Origin of the sequence: Comamonas fluminis, assembly GCF_019186805.1 — a bacterium.
GTDB classification, from domain to species: Bacteria; Pseudomonadota; Gammaproteobacteria; order Burkholderiales; family Burkholderiaceae_C; genus Comamonas; species Comamonas fluminis.
This window is the reverse complement of record NZ_CP066783.1, coordinates 2,350,614-2,366,533: the sequence shown is the minus strand read 5'-3', so window position 1 is coordinate 2,366,533 and position 15,920 is coordinate 2,350,614. Positions and strand designations below refer to the sequence as shown.

Sequence of the window (15,920 nt, the reverse complement as noted above, 5' to 3'; positions counted from 1 at the left end):
CAGCACGTCCGCGCCCACTCTCATCTCGCCGAATCCACCTCCGCCTCCGGCCACAACCTCGGAAACAAAAACCGCAGTGCATGCTGCGGCAGCCCAAAGCGCACCTTGCCTTGCGGGCTATCGCTTTTCAGCAGGCCGCGCTTGACGAGTGCGCCCAGTGCGTCGGTGGCCATACGGTCGCCCAGGCCCAGCATGGTTTTGAATTCCCCCCGCGGGATTTCTTCACCGCTCAGGAAAAGATAGTGCAAGGGGCGCAGTGCTTCTTTACGCACACCGGTTTTTAGCACCGAAGACTCAAACACCAGCGCGGCTTCGATGCGGTCTTTGATCAGGTCAAAGTCCAGCATGCGGCCCATGAACTGCACCTGGTCCAGGCAGATATCCAGCACATAGTCGGCCCAGGCGATCAGCGCCTGCTCGCTTAAGTTTCCCCGCCCATCCAGATCACCACGGCGGGCGCTGTCGGCATCGGCCAGCAAGGCGTAATAGCGCTCCTGCCCGCGTGCAAAGCCGCGCAACGGCGACCATAGGCCGTTGGTGTAACCCAGGCTGCTGAGCAGCGTGTGCGTATGCAGCCGCATGACGCGGCCATTGCCGTCCATAAACGGGTGAATCCAGCCCAGGCGCTGGTGGGCACAGGCCATGGCGACCAGCGCGGCCTCGCCCCGGCGCACATGGGCATAGCGACTGGCCCAGCGCTCGATAAACACCGGCACGCTGGCCGCAGCAGGGGCAATGTGCAGCCCTACGCTGACTTCTTTGCTGCGCAGCTGGCCGGGCAGCACGGTGTGGCCTTCGGCCACATCCCAGTCGCTTTCGGGCAGTCGGCCAAACAGCTCGCGGTGCAGGTCTTGCACCCCATCCAGGCTGTAGAGCGCCTGCACGCCCTGCTCGCCTTGGTAGCGCTGCTCCAGCGCGGCTTCGGCCTCGATATGGGCCACGGCCAGTCGCTGCTTGGCGGCCAGTTCTTTGTTGGCGGAAAAGTCCTGAGCCAGCGCCAATTCAATCTCGTGCGGGCGCGTGTGCTGACCTTCGATGCGGTTGGTGTAGTAGGAGTTCATGCTGCGCAGCAAAGTGCGCAGCTCGGGCGGCACGCGCTTGCCCGCCAGCGTGGTGGCAGCCCGCGCCAGATCACCGGCCTTGGAGAGCAAAGGCTCGATGCGGGCATCGGACGGCATCAAGGGCTCGAACTGGTGGGGCGATGTGTAGAGCGCAGTCATATTGCCAAGTCTACACAAGTAGCATCTCTTTGTTTATCAAAGATAAATTCGAAATATTGCCAACTATTTTGCCAAGATAAATGCCAAGCTCCGTGCCAAGTTCAGAACCGAACTAGGGGATGCACCACACAGGTCATCTGCCGCACCTATCTATGCGACCAAATCAGTGGTTTACGCAGACACAGCGCACGCAAGCAGCTATCAAAACCATGAACGCCAATGAAAAAAGGCAGCCCTTAGGCTGCCTTTGCTTTTGACAAGTCCAAAGACCTGTTCGCTTACTTGCGCGCCGGCGGCACATCCGTGCAGGAACCATGCGCAACTTCCGCCGCCATGCCGATGGACTCGCCAAGGGTTGGGTGGGGGTGGATGGTCTTGCCGATGTCCACGGTGTCTGCGCCCATTTCGATGGCCAGAGCGATTTCACCAATCATGTCGCCCGCGTGCGTGCCGACCATGCCGCCGCCCAGGATACGGCCGTGGCCGTGGGCTTCGGGGGAGTCGTCAAACAGCAGCTTGGTGAAGCCTTCGTCGCGGCCGTTGGCGATGGCGCGGCCGGAGGCGGCCCAGGGGAACAGGCCCTTCTTGACCTTGATACCTTGGGCCTTGGCCTGGTCTTCCGTCAGGCCCACCCATGCCACTTCGGGGTCGGTGTAGGCGACCGAGGGAATCACGCGGGCATTGAAAGCGGCAGAAGCCAGCTCCTTATTGCCTTGCAGCTCGCCAGCGATGACTTCAGCTGCCACGTGCGCTTCGTGCACGGCCTTGTGTGCCAGCATGGGCTGACCCACGATGTCGCCAATCGCAAAGATGTTGGGCACGTTGGTGCGCATCTGGATGTCGACGTCGATAAAGCCACGGTCGGTCACGGCCACGCCAGCCTTGTCAGCGCTGATCTTCTTGCCATTGGGCGTGCGGCCCACGGCTTGCAACACCAGGTCGTAGGTCTGGGGTTCGGGCACGGTCACACCATCCTTGGCGGGTGCAAACGAGACCTTGATGCCTTCGGGCGTGGCTTCGGCACCCACGGTCTTGGTGTTGACCATGATGTTGTCAAAGCGTGGCGCGTTCATCTTCTGCCAGACCTTGACCAGATCGCGGTCAGCGCCTTGCATCAGGCCGTCCATCATTTCCACCACGTCCAGGCGTGCGCCCAGCGTGCTGTAGACGGTGCCCATTTCCAGGCCGATGATGCCGCCGCCCAAGATCAGCATGCGCTTTGGCACTTCCTTCAGATTCAACGCGCCGGTGGAGTCCACCACGCGCGGGTCCTTGGGCATGAAGGGCAGGTGCACGGCTTGCGAGCCTGCAGCAATGATGGCGTTCTTGAACTGAACGACCTTTTTGCTGCCGGTCTTGTCCTGGCCGTCACCCGTGGTCTCTTCGACCTCGATGTGGTTGGCCGACACGAAGTTGCCATAGCCGCGCACGATGGTGACCTTGCGCATCTTGGCCATCTGGCCCAGACCGCCGGTCAGCTTGCCAATGACCTTTTCCTTGTGGCCGCGCAGCTGGTCGATGTTCACTTCGGGAGCGGCAAACTTGACGCCTGCCACCTCCAGGTGCTTGACCTCGTCCATCACGGCCGCCACGTGCAGCAGTGCCTTCGATGGGATGCAACCCACATTCAGGCAGACGCCGCCCAGCGTCTTGTAACGCTCGACCAGCACGACCTTGAGGCCCAGATCGGCAGCGCGGAAGGCTGCGGAGTAGCCGCCAGGGCCACCGCCCAGCACGACCACATCACAGTCCATGTCCACGGTGCCAGCAAAGTTGCTGGCGATGGGAGCAGGAGCAGCAGCGACAGGCGCGGCCACGGGTGCAGTAACAGGAGCAGGAGCCGCTGCGGCGGGGGCTGGAGCAGCAGAAGCGCCCGCATCAGCAGCCACTTCCAGCGACAGCACGATGGAGCCTTCGGCAACCTTGTCGCCGACCTTGACCTTGATTTCCTTCACGACGCCAGCGTGGCTGCTGGGGATTTCCATAGAGGCCTTGTCAGACTCCACGGTGATGAGGGACTGGTCCACGGACACGGTGTCGCCAGCGTTGACCAGCAGTTCAATCACGCCCACTTCGGCGAAGTCGCCAATGTTAGGCACCTTGATATCGATGAGGCTCATATGCGCTCCTATCTTGGTTTTTGTCTCTGCGCCGCCTGAAGCATCAGGCAGCAAAAACGGTTTTTCTCGGTTTGAAGCCGGGCGGTGTCGCCTTGGCTCCAATCAAAGGTCTGCAGCACGGTGCGGCTCTCGGGCTCGTAGAACAGCAGGGTTTCAGTCCCTGTCGAAGTAAAAGCATCAGCATTGGCACTGCAGATGAACTCGAAGTGCGCGCCGGTCTCGGGGTGGATGGGGTGAACACCATCTTCCGTGCCCGTGTCGCTCAGCAGTTCATTGGTCAGATTGCTCCAGTTGCCGCCCCAGGAGGGACCGCCCAGCACACCCAGCAGATAGCGCCCGGAGGTGGTTTCATAGCAATCAGTGCCTGCCTCAAACAAAGGCAGCTTGGCGACTTCGGCGGGGTCATCCCATGCGTTCGCAGCATTCCAGCCATGGGCCAGAAAGTCCCGCTTGGCCTGGTCGTACACGGCGTGCTGGGTTGCATAGTGCAGCTCCATCACATCGCGCCATGAGTATTTGGACTCGTGGTGCAGCTCAAACGGTGGCTTTACGCCCAGCTTGACCAGCTCACGATGCTGGGTGCGAACCTCGCGCCAGTCGAGTGACTTTTCCAGCCAGTCGGCACGGTCGTCCTGCTCCAGCATGAAGTAGCGCCAGTCGCCCAGCAGCTCGTACTTGCCTGCTTCGCTCAGCTTGAAAGCCAGCCAGTCGGGCTTGAGCAGTGCATTCCCAAACTCATGCCCGCCCCACTCCCCGACTTGCCCTTCATAGGGCTCGCAAGGTGCCAGGAGATGAATCGGCCCGCTCCAGGCGTCATCCAGCAGCGCAAGATCGATGGTGACGAGCGGCAGCAGGTGCCGCGCGTATTTCTCGACGGGCTCGGCAAAGACGTCAGCGGCTTCCGGAAAAGGCCGGATGCCGGGGATGACGCCACGCAGATGCTCGATGGGGTGCTGTCTCAGGTTCTTCATCTCACTCACAGGGCAGTAAGGTGAAGCGCAAGCTCATCAGTTTTGATAGCTGCTTGCGCACAATGGGTAAGCGCTACAGGCCGATTTCTTTCAAAACCAGCCTGCCCGTTGGCTGCTTACAGCAGGATGCGGCGGTAGTCGGCCAGCACAGCGCCCAGATAGGCGTTGAAGCGGGCTGCGGCAGCGCCGTCGATGACACGGTGGTCGTACGACAGGCTCAGCGGCAGCATCAGGCGGGGCACGAACTGCTTGCCGTCCCACACCGGCGTCATCTGGCCCTTGGACAGACCTAAAATTGCCACTTCAGGTGCGTTGACGATAGGCGTGAAGTGGGTGCCGCCAATACCGCCCAGCGACGAGATGGACATGCAGCCGCCTTGCATGTCGGCAGCGCCCAGCTTGCCGTCACGCGCCTTCTTGGCCAGCTCACCCATTTCCTGGCTGATCTGCATGATGCCCTTCTTGTCGGCATCCTTGAGCACGGGAACGACCAGGCCGTTCGGTGTGTCAGCGGCAAAACCGATGTTGAAGTACTGCTTGTAGACCAGAGTGTCGCCGTCCAGCGAGGCATTGAACTCGGGGAACTTCTTGAGTGCAGCCACCAGCGCCTTGATGACGAAAGCCAGCATGGTCACCTTGACATCGCTCTTGGCCTTGGCGTTTTCAGCATTGGTGCTGACGCGGAAGGCTTCGAGGTCGGTGATGTCGGCCAGGTCATTATTGGTGACGTGGGGGATCATCACCCAGTTGCGGTGCAGGTTGGCGCCCGAGATCTTCTTGATGCGCGACAGGTCCTTGCGCTCGACAGGGCCAAACTTGGCAAAGTCGACCTTGGGCCATGCCAGCACTTCCAGACCACCGACGTTGCCGCCAGAAGACTTGGGAGCGGCGGCTTGCTGCGCCAGCGTCTGCACGGCACCAGCCATCACCGATTTGGTGAAGGCTTGCACGTCGTCCTGAGTGATACGGCCCTTGCTGCCCGAACCCTTGACTTCTGCCAGAGGCACGCCCAGTTCACGAGCGAACTTGCGCACGGAAGGGGATGCATGGGGCAGTTGACCCGAAGGAGCCACGGTGGGGTTGTGCGCAGCAGGTGCGGCAACCGGTGCAGCCACAGGTGCCGAAGCCACAGGCGCTGCGACAGGACCGGCGGCCACAGGAGCAGCCACGGGGGCGGCAACGGGTGCAGCAGCAGCGACTGGAGCCGCAGCCTGTGCGGGGGCCGCAGCACCCTGCACTGTCATCTGGCCGACGACGTCGCCCACGTTGACGGTGTCGCCCAGCTTGATGGTCAGCGCCGTGATGGTGCCAGCCGATGGCGATGGAATTTCCATCGAAGCCTTGTCGGACTCCACGGTGAACAGCGATTGCTCAACAGCCACGGTGTCACCCACCTTGACCAGCATCTCGATCACGGCCACGTTCTTGAAGTCGCCGATATCGGGAATCTTGATGTCCACGGTGGACGATGCAGCAGGTGCAGCAGCGACCGGAGCAGCAGCTACAGGAGCGGCGGCCACGGGGGCAGCCACAGGTGCGGGTGCTGCTGCCACGGGAGCAGGGGCAGCAGCCTGAGCGGGCGCGGCAGCCGCGTCAGCGGTTTCCAGCACCACGATCAGGGAGCCTTCCTTGACCTTGTCGCCCAGAGCAACCTTGATTTCCTTCACAACGCCAGCGTGGCTGGAAGGAATCTCCATGGAAGCCTTGTCGGATTCCACGGTCAGCAGGGACTGTTCCACCTTGATGGTGTCGCCCACGTTGACCAGCACTTCGATCACGCCGACTTCGGAGAAGTCGCCGATATCGGGGACCTTGATTTCTGTCAATGCCATGTTATCTGTCTCCCCTTTTTAGGCGTGCAGCGGGTTGATCTTGTCGACGTTGATGCCGTACTTCTTGATCGCTTCGGCCACGGTGGTGGCGTTGATCTTGCCTTCATCGGCCAGACCGCGCAGAGCCGCAACCACGATGTAGTGGCGGTTGACTTCGAAGTGTTCACGCAGCTTGGCGCGGAAGTCCGAACGACCGAAGCCGTCAGTGCCCAGCACCTTGTAGGTACGGCCCTTGGGCATGTAGGGGCGGATCTGCTCGGCGTAGGCCTTCATGTAGTCGGTCGAAGCGACGACGGGGCCTGGGTGGGCAGCCAGTTGCTGGGCCACGAATGGAACCTTGGCGGTTTCCATGGGGTGCAGCATGTTGAAGCGGTCCACTTCCTGGCCTTCGCGGGTCAGTTCGTTGAACGATGGGCAGCTCCAGACGTCGGCAGCAACGCCCCAGTCCTTTTCCAGCAGTTCCTGTGCGAAGAAGGATTCGCGCAGGATGGTGCCCGAGCCCATCAGCTGAACGCGCAGGCCGCTCTCAGGCACCTTCTGGCCAGGCTTGACCATGTACATGCCCTTGATGATCTGCTCTTCCGTGCCTTCGGTCAGACCAGGCATGGGGTAGTTTTCATTCAGCAGCGTGATGTAGTAGAAGACGTTTTCCTGGTTCTGCACCATGCGGCGCAGACCGTCTTGCATGATGACGGCCACTTCGTGAGCGAAGGTGGGGTCATAGGTAATGCAGTTAGGAATGGTGTTGGCCAGAATGTGGCTGTGACCGTCTTCGTGTTGCAGGCCTTCGCCGTTCAGTGTGGTGCGGCCCGAAGTGCCGCCCAGCAGGAAGCCGCGCGCTTGCAGGTCACCCGCTGCCCAGGCCAGATCGCCAATGCGCTGGAAGCCGAACATCGAGTAGTACACATAGAACGGGATCATGACCCGGTTGCTATGGCTGTAGCTGGTGGCCGCAGCGATCCAGCTGGACATGCCGCCAGCTTCGTTGATGCCTTCCTGCAGAATCTGACCGGCCTTGTCTTCGCGGTAGTACATCACCTGGTCCTTGTCGACCGGGGTGTATTGCTGACCGTGAGGGTTGTAGATACCAACTTGACGGAACAGACCTTCCATACCAAAGGTACGGGCTTCGTCCACCAGGATGGGCACCACGCGGGGGCCGATGTTCTTGTCACGCAGCAGCTGCGTCAGGAAACGCACATAAGCCTGAGTGGTGGAGATTTCACGACCTTCTGGAGTGGGCTCCAGGATGGCCTTGAAGGTGTCCAGCGTAGGCGCTGTGAACTGCTCGTCAGCCTGCTGGCGACGGTGTGGCAGGTAGCCGCCCAGCGCCTTGCGACGCTCGTGCAGGTAACGCATTTCGGGCGTGTCGTCTGCAGGCTTGTAGAAAGGAATGTCCGCGATCTGGCTGTCGGGGATTGGGATGTTGAAACGGTCGCGGAAGGCCTTAATGTCCTCGTCGCTCAGCTTCTTGGTCTGGTGAACGTTGTTCTTGCCTTCACCGACCTTGCCCATGCCAAAGCCCTTGACGGTCTTGACCAGCAGCACAGTGGGCTGACCCTTGTGGCCGTTGGCAGCGGCGAAAGCTGCATAGACCTTCTGGGAGTCGTGGCCACCACGGCGCAGGTTCCAGATTTCGTCGTCGGACATGTGTTCGACCATCTTCAGGGCGCGAGGATCGCGGCCGAAGAAGTTCTTGCGCACGAAAGCACCATCGTTGGCCTTCATGGCCTGATAGTCGCCGTCGTTGCACTCCATCATGATCTTCTTGAGGACGCCGTCCTTGTCCTTGGCCAGCAGCTCGTCCCAGCCCTTGCCCCACAGCAGCTTGATGACGTTCCAGCCAGCGCCGCGGAATTCGCCTTCCAGCTCCTGAATGATCTTGCCGTTGCCGCGCACAGGGCCGTCCAGGCGCTGCAGGTTGCAGTTGATGACGAAGACCAGGTTGTCCAGGTTTTCGCGGGAAGCCAGACCGATAGCGCCCAGAGATTCCACTTCGTCCATTTCACCGTCGCCGCAGAACACCCAGACCTTGCGGTTTTCGGTGTTGGCAATGCCGCGTGCGTGCAGGTACTTCAGGAAGCGTGCCTGGTAGATGGCCATCAGCGGGCCCAGGCCCATGGACACCGTGGGGAACTGCCAGAAGTCAGGCATCAGCTTGGGGTGGGGGTAGCTGGACAGACCCTTGCCGTCCACTTCCTGGCGGAAGTTCAGCAGTTGCTCTTCAGAGATACGGCCTTCCAGGTAGGCGCGGGCGTAGATGCCAGGCGAGACGTGACCCTGGATGTACAGGCAGTCACCACCGTGGTTTTCGTTTTCAGCGTGCCAGAAGTGGTTGAAGCCGGCGGCAAACATATTGGCCAGCGAAGCGAAGGAGCCGATGTGGCCGCCCAGGTCACCACCTTCTGGGGGGTGAATGCGGTTGGCCTTGACCACCATGGCCATGGCGTTCCAGCGCATGTAGGCACGCAGACGGCCTTCAATTTCGAGGTTGCCAGGACACTTTTCTTCCTGGTCAGCTTCGATGGTGTTCACATAGCCGGTGTTGGCGGAGAAAGGCATGTCCACGCTGCTCTGGCGAGCGTGTTCCAGCAGTTCCTCAATCAGCTTGTGTGCGTAATCTGCGCCTTCGCGGTCGATCACCGCGGAAAGAGCATCCATCCACTCACGGGATTCTTGTTGGTCCAGGCCGGCGGGCATGCCAGCGCCTTGTGGGTCAGTCTGAGCTGTCATTGTGTGTGTCTCCTTCGAGAGAGGGGTCGCTATCAGAACTACTCACACATTTTCTGCACACTGCGCTGTACACAGAAGCAAAAAAGGTAAGTTCATTCTCAAAACCGAATCAGTGAGTGCGGCAATCACGCGATGGTGGCAAGTGCCACACCACGCATTGCGCGGCACAGCCCCGGTCAGGCGCTCCCCGGATTAAACCGATTCACTGTCTCGATGCCAGCGGAGTTTCGCACATTTTTTTTGAATTTCAAATGGTGCCGCGTGATTTCACTATTTAAAAAAATGCTGCAAATGCACATACTCTGAAGCACCCAAAAACAGTCGCCCTCGCGACAAAAATACTCGGCTAAAGCAGTGGGTCTCTCCCCTACACTGACAACATGCAACCAAGCACTTTCGAACCAGAAAAAACAAACGCCGAAAACGCGCAATCCGTTGCCTCGCCTGTGCGCTGGTGGCGAAGCTGGTGGCGCAGCCTGTCACCTACCCGTCAGGATCGCTACGCCGCGCTGGCGCCGCTGGCGTCGGTGCTGATGTTCATGGCTGCAATCATTGCGTCTTTCTGGTACTTGCGCACGGAGGAAGTCGACCGCGAGCAGGAAGCTCTGCGCCGTGACGTGGAATATGCGCAGCAGCGGGTACGCCTGCGTTTGCTGGAGCGCCAGGAGCAGCTGATGCGCATGGCCCGCGACGTGGGCACCCGCGATATGCGCAAGACCGACTTTGACAACCGCGCCGAAGCCCTGATCAGCCAATACCCCGAGCTGCAGTCCATCACCTGGGTGGACGACAAGCGCCAGATTCTGCAAAGCCAGTCTGCCCCCACCGTTAGCACCGACCAGCTACGCGTAACCGGTGAAGTGCTGCACAAGGGCGAGACCCTGCACGCCTTCCAGCAGGCCAAGGAAATGCTGCAGCCTATCTATGTGCAGGAAAAAGCAACGCCCAGCGATCCACCCCCTCTGCTGCAGCTGCACGTCCCCATCAGCAACAACAGCCGCTACAGCGGCGAGCTGCTGGCCGAATTCTCGGTGGACAGCATCCTGCGCTATGGCACACCCACCGAGGTGATGGCCCGCTATGCCATCACCATGCTGGACAGCCAGGGCCAGGTCCTGGCAGGCACACCGCTGGCGCCGCGCAAAACCCCCAGCGAGCTGCTGCACTGGCGCGCCATTGCCAATGAATACGAGGTGCCGGTATCGCCCGTGGGCATTTCCTTGATGCTGCGGGCGCAGGCTTACAGAACCTCTCTGGGCGTGGTGGGCAGCGGGCTGTTCTGGCTGGTGGGCACCTTGTCTGCCATGACCGCCTGGCTGCTGCTGGCCACCTGGCGCCACACGCGCCGCCGCCAGCGTGCGCAAGAGGCCCTGGTGGCCGAGACTAATTTCCGCCGCGCCATGGAAAACTCCGTGCTGACCGGCATGCGCGCCCTTGACCTGAATGGCCGCATTACCTATGTGAACGCGGCTTTCTGCCAGATGACGGGCTGGAGCGAGAAAGAGCTGGTGGGTCAGGTGCCGCCCTACTCTTACTGGCCCGATAACGATTACGACAATCTGCAGTCGCAACTGCGCGAAGAGCTGTCGGGCAAAACCATCGTCGGCGGCTTTCAGGTGCGCGTAAAGCGCAAGAACGGTTCGCTCTTTGATGCGCGCCTGTATGTCTCGCCGCTGATTGACGCCCACGGCCAGCACACGGGCTGGATGTCTTCCATGACAGACATTACCGAGCCCAATCGCATCCGCGAGCAGCTTTCCGCATCATATGAGCGCTTTACCATTGTGCTGGAAGCGCTGGATGCTTCGGTTTCTGTAGCACCTCTGGGCAGTGCTGAGCTGCTTTTTGCCAACAAGCTCTATCGCCAGTGGTTTGGCTCACACACCGAAGGGCATCTGCAACTGGTGGCCCAGGCGGGCAAGCTGCCCATTCGCCACCAGCCCGAGGCCGAAGACGAAGATGGCCTGATGGGCCTGCCCACGGACACCCTGACCGCCGCCCGCAGCGAAAACGCCGAAATCTTCGTGCCCAGTCTGGGCAAGTGGCTGGAAGTGCGCTCGCGCTATCTGAGCTGGGTGGACGGGCGCCTGGCCCAGATGGTGATTGCCACCGACATTACCCAGCGCCGTCTGGCTGAAGACCAGGCCGCCGCACAGGCCGAAAAGGCCCAGACCGCCAGCCGTCTCATCACCATGGGTGAAATGGCTTCCAGCGTCGCGCACGAGTTGAACCAGCCGCTCACGGCCATCAGCAACTACAGCTCCGGCATGCTCACGCGCCTGGAAAACGGCACGCTGACGCCTGAACAGATGAAGTTCGCACTGGAAAAGACAGCGCATCAGGCCCTGCGTGCCGGGCAGATCATTCAGCGCATTCGCTCGTTCGTGAAAAAGAGCGAGCCCAACCGCACGCTGGCTCAGGTCTCGGACATGGTGGACGAAGCCGTCGAGCTGGCAGGCATTGAGCTGCGCCGCCGCAATGTCCAACTGGCTTCCCATGTGGCCGAACGCATGCCCCCGGTGATGGCCGACACGATCCTGATTGAGCAGGTTCTCATCAATTTGATGAAAAACAGTGCTGAGTCCATCGACATGTCTGAGCGCCCCACCGGCCAGCGCAGCGTGGAGCTACGCGTGCGCCCCGAGCCGTTTGAAGGCCGCCAGGGCGTTGAATTTATAGTCGAAGACACCGGCAAGGGCCTGCCGCCCGAGGTGCTGGAGCACCTGTTTGAAGCTTTCTTCTCCACCAAAAGTGAAGGCATGGGCATTGGCCTGAACCTTTGCCGATCCATTGTTGAGTCCCATCATGGTCGAATGCACGCCGAGAACCTCTACAATGGTTCCGAGGTCACTGGCTGCCGGTTTTCATTCTGGCTACCGTTGGCAACGGGTGTGGAGACGACAACACTCAACACGACAAGCGAACCCATAAAGAGGACGATTGCATGAGTTTGATACCCAAAAAAGGCACGGTTTACGTAGTTGATGACGATGAGGCAGTGCGCGATTCGCTTCAATGGCTGCTGGAAGGCAAGGACTACCGCGTTCGCTGTTTTGATTCCGCCGAGACTTTTCTCTCACGTTACGACCCCCGCGAAGTTGCCTGCCTGATCGTTGACATCCGCATGGGCGGCATGACGGGGCTGGAGCTGCAGGATCGCCTGATCGAGCGCAAATCTCCCCTGCCTATCGTCTTCATTACCGGCCACGGCGATGTGCCCATGGCAGTGAACACCATGAAGAAGGGCGCGCTGGACTTCATCCAGAAGCCTTTCAATGAAGAAGAGCTGCTGGGTCTGGTCGAGCGCATGCTGGACCACGCCCGCGAAGCCTTCGCAGGCCACCAGCAAGCTGCCAGCCGCGATGCGCTGCTGGCCAAGCTCACCGGCCGCGAAGCCCAGGTGCTGGAGCGCATCGTCGCCGGCCGCCTGAACAAGCAGATCGCTGACGATCTGGGCATTTCCATCAAGACCGTGGAAGCGCACCGCGCCAACATCATGGAAAAGCTCAACGCCAACACCGTGGCCGATCTGCTCAAGATCGCCCTGGGCCAAGGCCAGACAGCAGCAGCCGCCAAGGCCGCTGCCGCAATGAACTAAGAGATGCACACGTGATTGGAGGCCTCTTCAATCGCGAGATAATTGAAGGAGCACTGCTCAGGCGAACGCCTTAGTGAACTCCTATTCTGATAGCTGCTAGTGCTTGTAAATCAAGGGCTAGCAGCATTTTTTATTGGTAATCCAGCAATGACAGCCCAAATCATCGACGGCAAAGCCCTCTCCGAACAACTGCGCAAGGAAGTCGCCACGCGTGCAGCAGCCCTCAAGACCAAGGGCGTCACGCCCGGTCTGGCCGTAATTCTGGTGGGCGACAACCAGGCCTCTCAGGTCTACGTGCGCAACAAGGTCAAGGCCTGCGAAGACGTGGGCTTCCACTCCGTGCTGGAAAAGTACGATGCCACCATGACCGAGGCCGAACTGCTGGCCCGCGTGGAAGCGCTCAACAACGACCCCAGCATCCACGGCATCCTGGTGCAACTGCCGCTGCCTAAGCACATCGACGACCACAAGGTCATCGAAACCATCTCCCCCGCCAAGGATGTGGACGGTTTCCACGTCGCCAGCGCCGGCGCACTGATGGTGGGTGAAGTCGGCTTCAAGGCCTGCACGCCCTACGGCTGCATGAAGATGCTGGAATCCATCGGCATGAAGGATCTGCGCGGCAAGCACGCCGTGGTGATCGGCCGCTCCAACATCGTGGGCAAGCCCATGGCCATGATGCTGCTGGCCGCCAACGCCACCGTCACCGTCACTCACAGCGGTACCGCCGATCTGGCCGCCATGACGCGCCAGGCCGACATCATCGTCGCCGCCGTGGGCAAGGTCGATGTGCTGACGGCCGACATGGTCAAGCCCGGTGCCGTGGTGATCGACGTGGGCATGAACCGCAATGCCGAAGGCAAGCTGTGCGGCGATGTGGATTTCAACGGCGTCAAGGAAGTCGCTGGCTACATCACCCCTGTGCCCGGTGGTGTTGGCCCCATGACGATTACCATGCTGCTGGTCAACACTATGGAGTCTGCTGAAAGAACGGTGGGGTAACACCCCCTGAGGCGCTCTCGCGCCTTCCCCCTCTCTGGTGCTACGCGCCGGAGGGGGACGATGCCTTCGCTGCGGGGCGGCCCTTGCTTGGCATCCCTGATTTGGCACAGTACCAGTACTGACCAATGGCTGACGCTATCACTGCCATAGCAAAACATTGCGATGGCAGTGCTTGATTTTCTCGACCTTGCCGGCACCTAATACAGCATGAGCAATCCACTCCTCGAATCCTCCTCCCTGCCCCTGTTTGACCGCATTCAGCCTGCGGATGTGGGCCCGGCCATTGATGTGCTGCTGGCACGCGCCAGCGAGGCGCTGGAGACCGTGGTCACACCCGACTTCCCGGCGAAGTGGGAAGCCATTTCGGCCGTGCTCGATGTGGCCACCGAGAAGCTGGGCACCGCATGGTCTGCCGTCAACCACCTCAACAGCGTGGCCGATACGCCCGAGCTGCGCGCCGCCTACAACGAAGCCCTGCCCCGCGTCACAGAGTTCTGGACCAACCTGGGTGCCGATGAACGCCTGTACGCCAAGTACAAGGCCATTGACCCCGCCAGCCTGAACAATGAGCAACGCGCCGCCTGGGACCACGCCATGCGCGGCTTTGTGCTGTCGGGCGCGGAATTGCAAGGCGCCGCCAAAGAACGCTTTGCTGCCATTCAGGCCCGCTCTGCCGAACTGGCCCAAAAATTCAGCGAAAACGCGCTGGACGCCACCGACGCCTTTGCCTACTACGCCAAGCTCGAAGAACTCGACGGCGTGCCCAGCGATGTGATCGCCTCGGCCAGGGCTGCCGCAGAAGCCGATGGCAAGGAAGGCTACAAGCTCACGCTCAAGATGCCTTGCTATCTGCCCGTGATGCAGTTTGCCCAAAGCAGCGCGCTGCGCGAGAAGCTCTATCACGCCTATGTGACCCGCGCTTCCGATCAGGCCGAAGGCGATGCCGCCAAATTCGACAACACGGCCGTGATGAAGGAAATCCTGGCACTGCGCCAGGAAGAATCCAGGCTGCTGGGCTATCAAAGCTTTGGCGAAGTCTCGGTCGTCACCAAGATGGCCGACTCACCCAAACAGGTCATCGACTTTCTGCGCGACTTAGGCCAGCGTGCCCGCCCCTATGCCGAAAAAGACGTGACCGACCTGCGCGCCTTTGCCAAGGCCGAACTCGCTATTGCCGAGCCTCAACCCTGGGACTGGGCCTTTATTGGCGAAAAGCTCAAGGAAGCGCGCTACTCCTTCAGCGAGCAGGAACTCAAGCAATACTTCCCCGCCCCCAAGGTGCTGGCCGGTCTGTTCAAGATTGTCGAGACGCTGTTTGAAGTCTCCATCCGCCGCGATGAGGCACCGGTGTGGAACCCCTGCGTGGAGTTCTACCGCATCGAGCGCGCTACTGCTCAGGGTCCGCAACTGGTCGGCCAGTTCTATCTGGACCCCCAGGCCCGCAAAGGCAAGCGTGGCGGCGCCTGGATGGACGATGTGCGCACCCGCTGGCTGCGCCCCGATACGCACCAGCTGCAAACGCCTGTAGCCCATCTGGTCTGCAATTTCGCGGCCGGTGTGGATGGCAAGCCCGCGCTGCTCACGCACGATGACGTCATCACCCTGTTCCACGAAACCGGTCACGGCCTGCACCACATGCTCACCCAGGTGAACGAGCGTGATGTCTCGGGCATTGCAGGCGTGGAATGGGACGCGGTGGAGCTGCCCAGCCAGTTCATGGAAAATTTCTGCTGGGAATGGGATGTGCTCAAGCACATGACCGCCCATGTCGATACCGGCGAGGCCCTGCCCCGCGCGCTGTACGACAAGATGATTGCGGCCAAGAACTTCCAGTCGGGCATGCAGACCCTGCGCCAGATCGAGTTTGCGCTGTTCGACATGCTGCTGCACACCGAGCACAACCCCGCCGAAGACTTCATGCCCCTGCTCAAAAAGGTGCGCAGTGAAGTGGCCGTGCTGCCCTCGCCGGCCTACAACCGCATGGCCCACACCTTCAGCCATATTTTTGCGGGCGGCTATGCAGCGGGTTACTACAGCTACAAGTGGGCCGAGGTGCTGAGCGCTGACGCCTATGCAGCTTTTGAAGAAACCACGCTGGCCGACGGCACGCCCAACCCAGAAACGGGCCGCAAGTACCGCGAATCAATTCTGGAAGCTGGTGGCAGCCGCCCCGCCATGGAGTCGTTCAAGGCCTTCCGTGGCCGCGAGCCACAGATCGACGCTCTGCTGCGCCACCAGGGCATGGCCCAGACCCACTGAATGCGCTGACGCAGCCAGCCTGCGCACCAGTCGTTCAGACGCCCGCCTAGCGGGCGTTTTTCATTCCTGCGCCAACCTGTTTCTCAGCAAACCCAAGGTTGGCCAGCCCCGACAGCACACAGCGGCCACAAGGCCCAGCGCTCAACCAGGCAACGGTGTACCAAGGCTTGTGTGCGCAGCAAGGG

At 60.9% G+C, this 15,920-nt stretch carries 9 protein-coding genes; 4 read left to right on the top strand and 5 right to left on the bottom strand.

Going from position 1 to position 15,920, the window contains the following annotated elements; genetic code table 11:
• Positions 1-20 precede the first annotated feature (20 nt).
• The 5 genes from JDW18_RS11175 to aceE form a co-directional block, all read right to left on the bottom strand.
• Positions 21-1,220, bottom strand: coding sequence for a Fic family protein (locus tag JDW18_RS11175; protein ID WP_218243671.1), 1,200 nt, complete (start codon positions 1,218-1,220; stop codon positions 21-23).
• Between the two features lie 278 nt (positions 1,221-1,498).
• Complete coding sequence (gene lpdA / locus JDW18_RS11170; protein WP_218243670.1) at positions 1,499-3,340, bottom strand: dihydrolipoyl dehydrogenase; 1,842 nt, start codon at positions 3,338-3,340, stop codon at positions 1,499-1,501.
• A gap of 8 nt (positions 3,341-3,348) precedes the next feature.
• Positions 3,349-4,311, bottom strand: coding sequence for a hypothetical protein (locus tag JDW18_RS11165; RefSeq protein ID WP_246610459.1), 963 nt, complete (start codon positions 4,309-4,311; stop codon positions 3,349-3,351).
• A gap of 116 nt (positions 4,312-4,427) precedes the next feature.
• Positions 4,428-6,143 (bottom strand): dihydrolipoyllysine-residue acetyltransferase, encoded by a 1,716-nt coding sequence (aceF, locus tag JDW18_RS11160; protein ID WP_218243669.1) that lies wholly within the window; start codon positions 6,141-6,143, stop codon positions 4,428-4,430.
• Between the two features lie 18 nt (positions 6,144-6,161).
• On the bottom strand, positions 6,162-8,876 hold the full coding sequence (gene aceE / locus JDW18_RS11155) for a pyruvate dehydrogenase (acetyl-transferring), homodimeric type (protein ID WP_218243668.1): 2,715 nt from the start codon (positions 8,874-8,876) through the stop codon (positions 6,162-6,164).
• Between the two features lie 380 nt (positions 8,877-9,256).
• Between aceE and JDW18_RS11150 the strand changes: the two genes are divergently transcribed.
• The 4 genes from JDW18_RS11150 (at position 9,257) to JDW18_RS11135 (ending at position 15,735) form a co-directional block, all read left to right on the top strand.
• On the top strand, positions 9,257-11,824 hold the full coding sequence (locus tag JDW18_RS11150) for a PAS domain-containing sensor histidine kinase (protein WP_218243667.1): 2,568 nt from the start codon (positions 9,257-9,259) through the stop codon (positions 11,822-11,824).
• On the top strand, positions 11,821-12,474 hold the full coding sequence (locus JDW18_RS11145) for a response regulator transcription factor (RefSeq protein ID WP_218243666.1): 654 nt from the start codon (positions 11,821-11,823) through the stop codon (positions 12,472-12,474). The genes JDW18_RS11150 and JDW18_RS11145 overlap by 4 nt, the downstream gene beginning before the upstream one ends.
• A 147-nt stretch (positions 12,475-12,621) precedes the next feature.
• Complete coding sequence (folD, locus tag JDW18_RS11140) at positions 12,622-13,476, top strand: bifunctional methylenetetrahydrofolate dehydrogenase/methenyltetrahydrofolate cyclohydrolase FolD (RefSeq protein WP_218243665.1); 855 nt, start codon at positions 12,622-12,624, stop codon at positions 13,474-13,476.
• 207 nt (positions 13,477-13,683) lie between these two features.
• Positions 13,684-15,735: a M3 family metallopeptidase gene (locus JDW18_RS11135; RefSeq protein WP_218243664.1), complete on the top strand. Its 2,052-nt coding sequence runs from the start codon at positions 13,684-13,686 to the stop codon at positions 15,733-15,735.
• The last annotated feature ends 185 nt before the right edge of the window (positions 15,736-15,920 follow it).

What these genes read in the sequence shown, in the direction of transcription:
- JDW18_RS11175 (WP_218243671.1), bottom strand. Translation starts at nt 1,220, where the DNA reads ATGACTGCGCTCTACACATCGCCCCACCAGTTCGAGCCCTTGATGCCG.
- lpdA (WP_218243670.1), bottom strand. Translation starts at nt 3,340, where the DNA reads ATGAGCCTCATCGATATCAAGGTGCCTAACATTGGCGACTTCGCCGAA.
- JDW18_RS11165 (WP_246610459.1), bottom strand. Translation starts at nt 4,311, where the DNA reads ATGAAGAACCTGAGACAGCACCCCATCGAGCATCTGCGTGGCGTCATC.
- aceF (WP_218243669.1), bottom strand. Translation starts at nt 6,143, where the DNA reads ATGGCATTGACAGAAATCAAGGTCCCCGATATCGGCGACTTCTCCGAA.
- aceE (WP_218243668.1), bottom strand. Translation starts at nt 8,876, where the DNA reads ATGACAGCTCAGACTGACCCACAAGGCGCTGGCATGCCCGCCGGCCTG.
- JDW18_RS11150 (WP_218243667.1), top strand. Translation starts at nt 9,257, where the DNA reads ATGCAACCAAGCACTTTCGAACCAGAAAAAACAAACGCCGAAAACGCG.
- JDW18_RS11145 (WP_218243666.1), top strand. Translation starts at nt 11,821, where the DNA reads ATGAGTTTGATACCCAAAAAAGGCACGGTTTACGTAGTTGATGACGAT.
- folD (WP_218243665.1), top strand. Translation starts at nt 12,622, where the DNA reads ATGACAGCCCAAATCATCGACGGCAAAGCCCTCTCCGAACAACTGCGC.
- JDW18_RS11135 (WP_218243664.1), top strand. Translation starts at nt 13,684, where the DNA reads ATGAGCAATCCACTCCTCGAATCCTCCTCCCTGCCCCTGTTTGACCGC.